Source organism: Solibacillus sp. FSL W7-1464 (assembly GCF_038004425.1).
Classification (GTDB): Bacteria; Bacillota; Bacilli; order Bacillales_A; family Planococcaceae; genus Solibacillus.
The window spans coordinates 3392139-3404274 of the sequence record NZ_JBBORC010000001.1 but is presented as its reverse complement, the minus strand read 5'-3'; the positions used below and the strand labels follow the sequence as shown (position 1 = coordinate 3404274).

The window sequence follows — 12136 nt, the reverse complement described above, 5'->3', positions numbered from 1 at the left end:
TTTAAACGTTGATTTTAAAAAAATAAAAATAAAATGTATTCAATTGTATCACCTAATGATTTCTACAATAAGAAAGAACCTGGATTTTTTAATTCCAGGTTCTTTTGTTGATTACCACTTATGATCCTCCATGACACACTGCCTCGCTTTCAGATTAATTTTAGATTGCTCCAAAAATACTCTGTGTAAGCTTATTCAGTTTTTGTTGGTCCTTTTGAGATTGATCATTCGCACTCATCGGGTTAACCCTCCAGTCACTTAGATTTGAAGTGAAATCTTTAATAGTATAGGCCATATTTAATTTTTTATACAAAAAGTTTTAAAATTCATCCGGAAACTCATCTGGTTTCAAAGCTCTAAAAATTGTCTTCATACATTCATCAATTTTACGCAAAATAGATGAGAATCTAATTCGTTTTGGAGGTGATATAGTATGGCGAAAAAGAGTAAAACAAGCTTCACTAAGAATAAAAAGGAAAAGAAGGATACGAATCGCCGTGAAGAGTATTCAAAAGAGTTTAATCAGGTAATTCATAATAACCCGCCGCAAGAAGTAACAAAGCATAGAGGAACATAAGGATGCCATGAGGCTGGGACATAAGTAGAATGACCGTTAAATAACAGGAAAACCTTTATTAAGAAACGGATATTTTGCAAAATTGATTGGAATGCAGGGCGACTCCTGCGGGAATAGCGTGACGCCTGAGACTACAGGCTCAGGCCACGCCCGCGGAAAGCGTCCCGGAATGGAAATCAATTTTAACGCTCAGCAAAAAAATGCTATTTTTCTCTCAGAGAAAAATAGCATTTTTGGGTTATGTCCCGGCCTCATGTGATTTATACAACTTATTGTTATAATATGTGTAAGAAATATGAATACATAAAGGAAGATGAATATGACATTTGAAGAAATTTTGCCTCGTTTAAAAAATGGAGAGAAGATAATCCGTAAAGGCTGGGGCGGTGCTGAGCTATATGTGAAGTATGTGCCGGCGACTACATTGGATGGCTTGGACATGAACCCATACTTTGTAATTAATGTAACAGGTGAAGGGTATACGATGTTTACACCGACAGTCTGTGATATTTTAGCGGAAGATTGGGAAATCGTTCAATAAGAAATTTATGCTGGCTTGTTTTTATACAAGTCAGTTCTTTTTTTGGAGGGAATACAATGGAGAACCGATTTGAAAATAAAATGGTCGTTGTAACAGGTGCAGCTTCCGGAATCGGACGAGCGCAAGCAGCTGCCTTTTTAAAGGAAGGGGCTACTGTTATTGGAATCGATATTCAGGAAGCAGCTTTAACAGACAGTAATTATCATCATTATACAGGTAGTGTAGCGGATCAACAGTTTATTGAAGCAACGATCGGACAAATAGAGACGATTGATATTTTATGCAACACAGCTGGTATACTCGATGGTTATGTCCCTTCACTTGAAACAGAAGAAGCGCTATGGGACAAAATTTTCAATGTGAATGTAAAAGGGATGTTCTTTGTAACGAACGCAGTATTAAAGAAAATGCTTAACCAAAAGCGCGGTGTTATCGTAAATATGGCATCGATTGCTGGAATGATTGCCGGTGGCGGGGGAGCGGCATATACCGCTTCCAAACATGCTGTAATCGGTTATACAAAGCAGCTTTCCTATGATTATTGCAAGGAAGGGATACGTGTCAACGGGATTGCACCGGGGGCGATTGAAACACCGATGAATGCGGCAGATTTTGAAGGGGCAGGCGAAATGGCGAAGTTAGTGGCAGAGCAAACACCTGCCGGCAGATGGGCGAAGCCGGAAGAGGTTGCAAATGTTACGCTATTTTTAGCGAGTGAAGCAAGCGATTATATGCATGCAACAATTTTACCGGTTGATGGTGGATGGTTGAATAAATAAAGTGTTGCCATTATTTAATATTTACTCCATAATGAATGGGTGCAAAATCACACTATGGCACTTTGGCAAGGTACTAGCACCCATGCTCCTTTGGTCATAGTTATCAGTAAAATAGCTAGTATTAGCTATTTTATAAAGGAGGAAATTAAATAGTGGAAAATTCTGTTTCATCATCACGTGTCAACGTACATGAAACAGCTAAAGTTGCGATCGTTGCTTCACTTTATGTAGCAGTGACGCTTGTTTTGGCTGTCATTAGTTTCGGAGCCGTACAATTAAGGCTGTCGGAAATGTTTAACTATTTAGTACTGTTCCATAAACGTTACATAGTAGCTGTAACATTAGGAGTAGTCATTGCAAATTTCTTTTCACCGATGTGGTGGATTGATGTACCGGTAGGCGGGATCGCTACACTGATTGTGTTGGTAATTTGCCGTATCGTTACAAAAAATATGGAAAACTTAGTGTTAAAAATTGTTGTAACCGGTATTATTTTTACGGCATCCATGTTTACCGTTGCAACACAGTTGATGATCGTTTTTGATCTGCCATTTTGGCCAACGTACGGAATGGTGGCAGTGGGAGAAGCCTTTTCAATGCTAGTAGGCGGCGTCACAATTTATTTATTGCAAAAGAAAATTGATTTTACAAAATAAAAATTAAAAATCCGTTAAATATAAGAAGCAGACAGTTCAATTTGAACGTGTCTGCTTTTGGTTTTTAAGTGAAATATTCCAGCTTCGCATGTGGAAAGAACTTTTCCATATAGCTGTAGAGCTGTTCTTTCATTTCATCTTCTTCGTTCTTTTGATAAATATACTTACTGATTCCGTATTTTCCCCACTTTACTCGTCTTACAGATTCGTCCAATTTAAGCTTTGTCTTTGGATAGTTTTTATTAATCACGTTTTTAGCAGCCTTTGTAAAACGGTGCTGGATAAATTCGAATGTTATATCTTCACGAACATCTTGGGGGAGCTCAGCGTCAAGTCGTTCAAACATATGATAGTAGCCATCCTGCCATCCGTCGTGAAGGTAAATCGGTGCTACGATAAACCCGAGAGGATACCCCGCTCTCGCTACTTTGCCTGCTGCTTCAATACGCTGGGCGAGTGAGGAAGTACCGGGTTCGAAATTTTTTATAACATAATCCGCATTAATACTAAAACGGAATCGTGTATGGCCATTATGTTTTGCATCGAGTAAATGATCAACATGATGAAATTTTGTAACAAACCTTAACCTGCCTAACTCAGTTTGGCCGAAATGCTCTATCGCTTTCTTTAATGAATGTGTTAAGTGATCCAACCCAACAATATCGGAAGTACATGCCGCTTCAAACCTTGTGATTTCAGGGGCACGTTCTTCGATATACCGATCAGCCGCACCAAATATTTCTTCCACATTTACATAAGTGCGGATGTAAGGTTTGCTTCCCATTGTTGTTTGTAAATAGCAATAGTGACAGTGCCCCATACACCCTGTAGCAAGCGGAATAGCATATTCTGCGGATGGCTTGGACGTATCGAACTTCAAAGTTTTACGAATACCAACGACAAGGGTAGATTTTGCGATTCGATACTTTTGCAAATCATTGTCTCCAGGGAAATTTCTTATTTGGTTGTGGGAGGTTGTATAACGTATCTCAATGCCCAATGCTTCAAATTTTTCTTTTAATTCTTTACCGAGCGGATAGTCCAATGCTTTCGGTTCAAAATAAACAAGCTGTGGCACGAAAGGTTTATTCATGTTTTTGCACAACACCTTCTTTTTAGATTTGCTTTAGTTTGTCTTAAGAAAGAAGTATTTATGAGAAGGGATTTATTGCGGAATCAAGCTTATTTCTTTCCTTTTATATGTAATTTTTTCAAAAAAAAAAGACTCCTTAAAATTCGCTAAACAGTCTTGAACCAACCAGTATCCTGAGCCCGGGTTGTTGGAAAGTGGAGTCTTGTTAAATGTATAAAGTTAAAGATATTGATTGGTGAATGGTGATTCTAAAAGTGGGGTGCATGTCAGCTGGGCCGAATTGTATTGCTTAACTGGCATTAGTTCTCTTTTTTCAATCATTGCGATACGATGTAACACGTCATCCGTTAACTGCTTTGAACTTGTAGAAACGACTAGATCCAGTAATCCGAGCAGTGCTGCAAAATCAAAAACTTTGAAGCGGTAGCCCAGTGGAATCGCTGGTATACCTGCAGCCATAGACAGTAAATTGGCATGGAGTTTAAAGTTTACCGTTGCAGTACATGTTGATAACTTATTGATCATTTGCTGTTCGGTATAAAGATTTTTATCTAATTGTACATTTTCTGTGTCGCCGATTTTATTATAAAGTCTTTCGCAATGGGATATATCGTCTGACCACATCGTATAAATCAGTATTTTATAACCCTTGTCAATTAGTCTTTTCACTGCTACGACTAATTGTTCTTCTACTGAATTTTCATTTGCTCCGTATAAACGATTAAATGTTGTTCCCCAATTGACCCCGATTATTTTTTCTTGTACATGAGGCTTTATTGCATCTTTATTTTGTAATAGTAAAGCAGGGTCGCCGATTATTTTAACCTTTTCCGATTTTTCTTTGCCAACCATAATTTCGACCGCTTTTTTTGTTAGGGGCCCTCGAACACCTACAAAAAGCGCATGCTCCAAAACTTCTTCCAGTACATCGATATCTTTTTGTTTAAAGTTTTGTTCCAAAGAAGTCAGTTGATCATTTATCAATAAATTCAGGTTTGACTCTTCAATCCAATCTAACCCGGATCCCCATATGAGTACTGATTTTCCTTTATGAATGGCATTTTGCAGAATTTGAAGGTAGCCCGGCAATAACAATGAGCCTCCACCGAGTACAACCGTATCAAACTCGTCAAGATTTTTTAAGTCAGTTCCGGGCATTGATGGCTTAACGGTGATTTTTTCTTTATCCAAGTATTTGGTACACGTATCTTTGAAAATATGCCATAACAGTTCATCACCTAAATTATTAAACCCGATCCAGCCTATATATAATACCTTTTTCATTTTTTTATCCCACCTTTCCTCGTCTCGGAATAAACTTTCAATGTTTCTTTTACTACATTATTAATATTAAATAGTTCCTCGGCTATTTCCCTTGCTTTAATCCCGTTTAGTTTCAGACGGTTTTGATCCATCAAGATTTTCTTCAAATCATCCCGTAATATGTGTCTGCTGCAAGTTGCTTTTGAACCGTGGTCTCCAAAATAATGACTCCAGGCATCTTCGAAATTGTTCATATCCACAATTCCAAAATAACCATGGTTGCCGACTGCAACAACTTGCTTTTCTGAAGCCATAGCCTCTAAAGCTACACGGCCTGTGCCTACAACACAATCTGCTGCTGAGTAATAGAGGTGCATATTTTTTTGCTCTCCTACTATATGGATAAAAGCCTCGTCACACATTTCTTCAATCATTCGAGCTAATGATTTTATCTCGCTCAATTTATTGCCATCACCTACTACAATGACATGAAGCTTAGGGATAGTAGTTAATTTGAGATCTTTGCAAGCCCTTAAAAAAATAGAACAAACTTGTGCTTTTGCCCATGTAATTCTGCTTGCATAGAGAAGAAGGGGAGCATCTTCAGGTATTTTCAATTCACTTCTTATATCTTTTACAGGGCGATTTTTTGGATAATCCTCTAAATTGATTCCGTTTGGTATTAAATAAGGACTTTTTATATCAAATGTTTTTACATAGTTGCATAAAGGAGGGCTTACACAGATGACTGCATCGGATAATTTAAGGAGTTCTTGTATTTCATGATTAGGATAATATGTTCCGTGTATGGTGATGATTGTAGGGATATTTCTATTTTCGGCTGCTTTACCAGCTAAATATCCGGAAGGGGCCTGATGAATATGAATATGAGTAATATTTTCGGCCTCGATAATTTTCTCGATTTCTTTTACTAATGCCATTTCATCATTTTTTTCCAAAGAAATTGATTTTGGAAATTCGATTGAATAAATAGGGCAGTTTAATGCTTCAAATGTATCAACTAAACTACCGGTTTTATTTGCTGCAATCGCCACAAATACATTATTTTTAACCAGTTCTTTTGCCAAGCCTAAAACATGGGTTTCGGTTCCCCCGATATATAAAGCATCTACTACTAATAATATCCTTTCGTCAGCCACTCTTATCACCTCCATAAAAAGTATTGGAACGTTGTTGATCATGTTTCCGGTAGTAATATAAAATATCTTTCAGATTGTCTATTTTTAATTTTGCATTCAAAAATTTTACGATGAATTCATAATCTTCTGCTCCGACAATTCTTCGAGTCGGGCCACCAAGCCTATCAAAAATTTTTCCGCGAAATAGAATCGTTCCATGACAAACACAATGACCGCCTGCTTCATAACATTTCCGTATAGACTCACCATACTTCAACCAGTCGGCCATTTTACCGAGCGCTTCTAAATTCCCATCGTAGAATACTTGGTAATTTGATCCGACTAAATCGTAATCTGGATTGTTTAACAAAAAATCTACTTGTTTTTCAAAACGCAGAGGGTGCGAAATGTCATCTGCATCATTAACTGCAATATACTCGCCGGAACTCATAAAGTATCCGATTGTTAGAGCCCCGGCAAAGCCTGTATTTACAGGCAGGTTACATACAATAACCGAAAAAGGAGGATTTTCATTTTCCAGCCAGTCATCAACTATTTTAGGGGTGTTGTCAGTTGACGCATCATTTATAAGAATGATCTCCATTTTATTGTATTTTTGTGCTTTAAGGCCGTCTAGGCAATCTACTATAAATGGCGCGGCATTATAGCATGGAATAACTACACTTACTAAACCTTCCTGTCTTTCCTTCATACTTCTCACCTCAGTAGTATGATATGAATCTTATTTCACAATAATTGTGCGGCATACTTATATTTTTGGGGGAATCTTAAAAAACAGAATATTTACCCAAGCAAGTTTCTCCGGCAAACATATCCTTTTAACATAACATCATAAAGGGGGGTAAATATGTGGCAATTACGTAATATTCTCGGAACTTTAAAAGAATCGAGTCTCACAGTTGCAACGGAGTATGGAAAAGTCACGGGTACTTTATTGGAAGTAAACTTTGACTATATAACACTTTCTTCAAACTCGAACTTCCTGTACATTCCGTTAACTAGCATTAAAAATATAGCTTATTAAAAAGGAGGGGATTAGATTGAATGGCATTTTATATATTCAGCTTTTGAGATTATTAAATCAGGAAATAACAGTAGCGGTTGGTGAGGAACTTATTACCGGAAAACTGGAATCTGTAAATCAGGATTTCCTGACTTTAACAGAATCTACAGACACATATGAGCGAGAAAGTACAACAAGAATTGTTGTTTTAGAACAAATTAGTTATATACAGGTACCGATGTTTGGTTAAGCGCGTAAACGATGGAGAAAAGTACAATCTAAATTGGGACAAGCACCCTAAAGGGATGGCTTAAAAACACGCAAAAAATATCACTTTTTTCCATAGAGAAAAGTGATATTTTTTATATCAATTGTAATTGGAAGCCATCATTATATTAACAGTAAGTTGAATCAATTAAAGGGTTCTTCCGCCCTCATTTTCCCAGCGGTTCATATCGCTGCTTTCTTCAATTACATTGGGATTTGTATTTTCGTCAAATGGATGGGGATTTGTACATGCCACAATAAAGCTCACCATTTCCAGCAATGTCATTTAAACATCATCCTTTTTGATTATCGTTCTACTCTAGTATATGCGGGAGTATAAGATTAGTTCGATTCCAATGGTGCTTAAGAAATCAACGTTCTTCCTTATTCCGACTGAGGAAAGTATAAATTGCCTCTACAAATTCTTTTTTAGGATAAGTAAAATACAATTCGGTCGCTAACCGAACGGTGTCACCGAAGAAGAAACGTTCATACTGTGTTTGCCTCGTTCCAAATGAACTCATCGTTAAATCCCAGGCCAATCGGAATATTTTTACTCGCTCTTCAGCAGGTTTTGTTGCAGCTTGAAGGTATTGATCCAAATCGCCTCTAATTGGGGAGTGAAATGCCTTTTCTGTTGGTAGTGTAATCATTCCGCTTGCACCAATAAGCTGAATGATTTCAGTGAGACGTGGATAAATTTTTGAAAACGTATAACCGGCAACTTTCAAGGGGAAAATAGCTGGTCGTAAATAGCCGTATTCATCAAGTGATGCATCATTCTCCGATTTCTCCAATAGTGCTTTCATTGTCTCCAAGCCAACAATAATTTCCGACATTTTTTCATGGATGTGCTGATATTCATAAACTTTGATCGTTTCGATGAGGAGTTCGGCAATTCCTAAAATAAATTCCGTCTTCACTATTTGCCTGATTAAGACTTGAGACTTGGCAAAATGATTAAAAGCACTTTGAATAAGGAATTTTTCGGCAACCTCGACATTGTTATAAAAAAAGACACGTTCCCATGGTACTAATACATTGTCAAATACGACGATGGAATCCATTTCTTCATATTTTGAGCTTAAAGGATGATCAAATACAGATTCTCCACCTATAAAGGAATCTCTGCAAATAAATTTTAGTCCTTTCGTATTCGATGGGACAGCAAAAGAAAAAGTTTCATCTTCACCGAATACAAGTTTACCGACATTAAATACAAACACTTCATCAGTTAAACCGCCTTGTGTCGCTAAAAGACGTGCGCCTTTTATAATAAGGCCATCTTCAGTTTCCGCGACAACCTTTGCAGAAATAGGTTCATTTGTATGTTCAATATAACTTTGAGAACGATTAACCTGAGGTGTAATAAATGTATGGGTAAGCGATAAATCATTTTCTCTCACCATTTCAAAAAATGCACGGAGATTGTCTGGGTAACAGTTTTCCTGACCTTCAAGAAGTGCTGCTGATGAGGTGAAACCCATTAAAACGGAATTCAGATAGTCGGGACTTCTCCCTAGAATCCCATGTGTATGTCTGGCCCAATGTTCCATCATTTTTCGCCTTTTTATTAAATCCTCTTTCGTTTTAGGCATTAAAAAGGAAAAACCGACACGCTTTCCTGAAAGAGGGGATAAGTAAGTCATTTCATCTACAATTTTAGGATCATGCTGTAAATCATAGAGGGAAGCTTTCGTCTGAATTAGCCCTTTAAAGGCAGAGTGCTCAGATAACAAACCTTCCACTTTTTCTCCGTCCAGCCATATTTCATTATTTAACGCATTTAATCGGCTAATATAACTTTCACCATTAATTGCACCCATGCATCCACTCCTTAAGTTTCATAAATATCGCCAGCCATTTACTTACTTATATGCAAATGAAGGCTTGAACTAAAACTGGTCGCTCTTTGTATGTTTTTATATACGCAACATATGTAAGGACCGGTACTAAAGTGAATCGTAACAGTAACTTTTTAAAAGGAGCTGTGCAACTGTAACATTTGTTGAGTCAAGAAAGAAAAAAAGCATCGGGTAGAGACGTGTTTTTATACGTCCGAATCCGATGCCTATTACAATTTTAAGGGATAAATATTTTAATTGGTTGAGAATAAAAGTTTAATTTTATCTAACGCAAAATAGAAAGTCAATAAAATTTTTGTATTTTCTTTAAAAAAATGTTATAATAGTCTTATAATTGTTTTCGGTGCGTATTATGTATTCTTTGTGCTTTTTTAATTCTGTATTAAGGATACGTTTTTATGTACTTTTTTTATTCATGAAAGCAAAAAATTCAGGCAGTTGTCTAAGCCCAAAAAAGGGTTGAGTATTGACAGACGATGTAACGTAACTGTGTTTTTATTTTACAAGGAGGATTTAAATAATGAATCTAATCAATAAAAAGGTTACACATAAGCATTTCGGAACGGGTAGTATTGTTCAACAGAATGAATCAAGTATTGAAATACATTTCGCATCTGAAAGTAAAAAGTTTGTTTTCCCTGATGTATTCGGAAAGCACTTAGTACTTCACGACAAAGATGATGTTCAAACACTTGAAAAAATTATTCAGAAAAAAGAACTTGAACGAAGAGAAGAAGAGTGGCAAAAAGAAGAGAATTTAAAACTCCAGCGTAAAAATCAGGAAACTCGTTTAATACATGAAAAACATATGAAAAACTTCAAGCTTCACCCAGAATCACAATTAGTCTTTTGGTGTGACACTGAAGAACAGCAAACAGCTTTTTCAGATTGGAAAGTGTTTTCAGGATTAACGAAAAGCGGTGTTAATAAAGGAAAGCCTGTAAAGCCTATTCGCCTGCATCTAAACAGTGCCGTTTTGTTAACGGCTGTAGATGAAAATTCGCCTGAAAAAGACCGACGCATTTTAGGTGTGTATATGGTAGAAGAGAATTTTATCGGGAAACTGAGTGAAGATGGATATATTCCGGCACATTCAAAATACAGAATTAAGCTGACAGAACAGGAAGCAGAGCAAATGCTGTTCTGGAACTATTATGTAAACGAGAAATTTACTCACAAAATGACGTGGAATACAGGTAAGCATCGTTATTTTGATAATGTGTGGATGGCTCAAATTTTACGTGATATCGTTTCCTTGAAAACGGACCCTCAGGAAAAAGAGCTAGCTCAACAATTCTTTACGCATTTCTGTAAAATGAATGAAATAACAGCGTCAGAATTACCACAACCTAATGGTGCATTGAAGCGTATTTAATCGTATAAATAATCATTAAAAGAACGAATTCCAAGGGGAGTTCGTTCTTTTTTGACGTATACTTTTATGGGAATTGCTTTTAATAACGCTTAATCGAAAATGTAACGAATAACTTCAATCGCCTGGTCAACCGTTTCTACAGTCACGTTTGCATTATTGGACAGCTCTTTTAAAGGGTGAATTAATGACTCGGGACGGATGATGATTGTCGGTTTATTCATTGCAATCGCTGTACTTACATCCATTGCGGTATTCCATTGTTTATACTTTTCACCGAATAACGCAATGACGATATCTGCTTTTTGCATTAATACTTGTGTCCGGAAATTATTAATGTCTGATGCAGCATTGTCTTTATAATATGCTGAAGGCTGAGCACCTAAAATTTGCTCGCCGATATTATCCGAACGGTCATGGTCTGTCTGTGGTGCTACAAAGTGTAATGGAAGATTTTTTTCCTCCGCCTTTTGCGCAACTTCTTCCCGCCAATTATCATGAATCTGGCCTGCTAAATAAACTGTCAGTTTCATACAAATGCCTCCTCTAATTTCTTGACTCATCTTCATACTAACGAATTGGCCCCTATATTTGAAGTAAAGCCTCTGCTAAAAGAACGCGGGGAATGCATTACTGAAAATATGATATGTTTATAGAAGAGCATTATTGAAAATAGAAGAAGATTTAAAGGAGGTATACAATGAGAATCGGTTTAATTGGCGCGGGTGCAATTGCTCATTTTCTGTTGGAAGAAATAAATGAAAAGCTGCAAGAAAACCTGCGTATTACAAGTGTATTTGTGAGGGATAGGGGAAAGCATCAATTGCTTGAATCCAATTATGGCATAAAGCTGTACACAGAATTAGATGCATTTTTGGAGTCGGAAATTGATATTGTTGTGGAGGCTGCAAATATTGAAGCAGTTCATGCATTGCTTCCGGCAGCTATCAGGAAAAAGGATGTCGTCATAATCAGCATTGGGGCATTGGGGGACGAGGAGCTGTTGACAGGGCTGAACAACTTGGCGGATGAATTCAACAGGAGACTTTATTTGCCGTCCGGTGCAATCGGCGGATTGGATTTACTTCAAAATGCGCAAGTGCTTGGCACAGTTACATCCGTTTCACTAACAACACGCAAACCTGCAAAATCGTTAATTGAGGAAACTATCGAGGAAGAGAAAGTGATATTTGAAGGGAATGCGACAGAAGCAATTAGACTTTACCCGAAAAATATGAACGTATCGATTGTGCTTGCACTGGCTGGAATGGGATTTGAAGAAACGAAAGTCCTATTAGTGGCCGATCCGAGAATCGATAAAAATATTCATCAAATTGAAGTGACAGGGGATTTTGGGGAAGCATCATTTACTATTAAAAATAATCCGCTTCCTGCAAATCCTAAAACGAGTTATTTGGCAGCGATGAGTATTTTAGGAACGCTAAAAAGAATAAACCGGAAGCTACTTATCGGCTAATGAAACAAATAAGCAGTCTTTTTAGTAAAAGACTGCTTTTTAAATCATCTGCTTTTACTTTTCTGTACTATTTACGCTAATAT

General features: G+C 37.1%; 15 protein-coding genes. 8 read left to right on the top strand and 7 right to left on the bottom strand.

Going from position 1 to position 12136, the window contains the following annotated elements:
- Positions 1-433 precede the first annotated feature (433 nt).
- From MKZ25_RS17050 to MKZ25_RS17035, 4 genes are all read left to right on the top strand, one after another.
- Entirely contained in the window at positions 434-577 is a 144-nt protein-coding gene (locus MKZ25_RS17050) for a hypothetical protein (RefSeq protein ID WP_014822645.1), read from the top strand.
- A gap of 319 nt (positions 578-896) precedes the next feature.
- Positions 897-1118 (top strand): DUF2829 domain-containing protein, encoded by a 222-nt coding sequence (locus tag MKZ25_RS17045; protein WP_340802519.1) that lies wholly within the window; start codon positions 897-899, stop codon positions 1116-1118.
- 56 nt (positions 1119-1174) lie between these two features.
- Positions 1175-1897 (top strand): 3-oxoacyl-ACP reductase, encoded by a 723-nt coding sequence (locus tag MKZ25_RS17040; RefSeq protein ID WP_340802518.1) that lies wholly within the window; start codon positions 1175-1177, stop codon positions 1895-1897.
- A 152-nt stretch (positions 1898-2049) separates the two neighbouring features.
- Entirely contained in the window at positions 2050-2553 is a 504-nt protein-coding gene (locus MKZ25_RS17035; protein WP_340802517.1) for a QueT transporter family protein, read from the top strand.
- Between the two features lie 64 nt (positions 2554-2617).
- Here MKZ25_RS17035 and splB read toward each other — a convergent pair whose 3' ends face one another.
- From splB to MKZ25_RS17015, 4 genes are all read right to left on the bottom strand, one after another.
- On the bottom strand, positions 2618-3646 hold the full coding sequence (gene splB / locus MKZ25_RS17030; RefSeq protein ID WP_340802516.1) for a spore photoproduct lyase: 1029 nt from the start codon (positions 3644-3646) through the stop codon (positions 2618-2620).
- Positions 3647-3865: 219 nt separating this feature from the next.
- Positions 3866-4930: a polysaccharide pyruvyl transferase family protein gene (locus MKZ25_RS17025; RefSeq protein ID WP_340802515.1), complete on the bottom strand. Its 1065-nt coding sequence runs from the start codon at positions 4928-4930 to the stop codon at positions 3866-3868.
- Positions 4927-6069: a glycosyltransferase gene (locus MKZ25_RS17020; RefSeq protein WP_340802514.1), complete on the bottom strand. Its 1143-nt coding sequence runs from the start codon at positions 6067-6069 to the stop codon at positions 4927-4929. The genes MKZ25_RS17025 and MKZ25_RS17020 overlap by 4 nt, the downstream gene beginning before the upstream one ends.
- Positions 6062-6760: a glycosyltransferase family 2 protein gene (locus tag MKZ25_RS17015; RefSeq protein ID WP_340802513.1), complete on the bottom strand. Its 699-nt coding sequence runs from the start codon at positions 6758-6760 to the stop codon at positions 6062-6064. The genes MKZ25_RS17020 and MKZ25_RS17015 overlap by 8 nt, the downstream gene beginning before the upstream one ends.
- Before the next feature lie 156 nt (positions 6761-6916).
- Between MKZ25_RS17015 and MKZ25_RS17010 the strand changes: the two genes are divergently transcribed.
- Both MKZ25_RS17010 and MKZ25_RS17005 read left to right on the top strand, forming a co-directional pair.
- The gene (locus MKZ25_RS17010; protein ID WP_340802512.1) at positions 6917-7093 is read left to right on the top strand and encodes a DUF2642 domain-containing protein; all 177 of its coding nucleotides are present in this window, start codon (positions 6917-6919) and stop codon (positions 7091-7093) included.
- A gap of 16 nt (positions 7094-7109) precedes the next feature.
- Entirely contained in the window at positions 7110-7322 is a 213-nt protein-coding gene (locus MKZ25_RS17005) for a hypothetical protein (protein ID WP_340802511.1), read from the top strand.
- 165 nt (positions 7323-7487) lie between these two features.
- Here MKZ25_RS17005 and MKZ25_RS17000 read toward each other — a convergent pair whose 3' ends face one another.
- Positions 7488-7625, bottom strand: coding sequence for a hypothetical protein (locus tag MKZ25_RS17000; protein WP_340802510.1), 138 nt, complete (start codon positions 7623-7625; stop codon positions 7488-7490).
- Between the two features lie 85 nt (positions 7626-7710).
- Entirely contained in the window at positions 7711-9165 is a 1455-nt protein-coding gene (gene hpaB / locus MKZ25_RS16995) for a 4-hydroxyphenylacetate 3-monooxygenase, oxygenase component (protein WP_340802509.1), read from the bottom strand.
- A gap of 559 nt (positions 9166-9724) precedes the next feature.
- On the opposite strand from hpaB, the gene MKZ25_RS16990 reads away from it, so the two are divergent.
- Entirely contained in the window at positions 9725-10579 is an 855-nt protein-coding gene (locus tag MKZ25_RS16990; protein WP_340802508.1) for a malate synthase, read from the top strand.
- An 89-nt stretch (positions 10580-10668) separates the two neighbouring features.
- Here the strand turns inward: MKZ25_RS16990 and MKZ25_RS16985 are convergent, their stop codons facing one another.
- Positions 10669-11109, bottom strand: coding sequence for a YtoQ family protein (locus MKZ25_RS16985; RefSeq protein WP_340802507.1), 441 nt, complete (start codon positions 11107-11109; stop codon positions 10669-10671).
- Positions 11110-11276: 167 nt separating this feature from the next.
- On the opposite strand from MKZ25_RS16985, the gene nadX reads away from it, so the two are divergent.
- On the top strand, positions 11277-12053 hold the full coding sequence (nadX, locus tag MKZ25_RS16980) for an aspartate dehydrogenase (protein WP_340802506.1): 777 nt from the start codon (positions 11277-11279) through the stop codon (positions 12051-12053).
- Positions 12054-12136 lie beyond the last annotated feature (83 nt).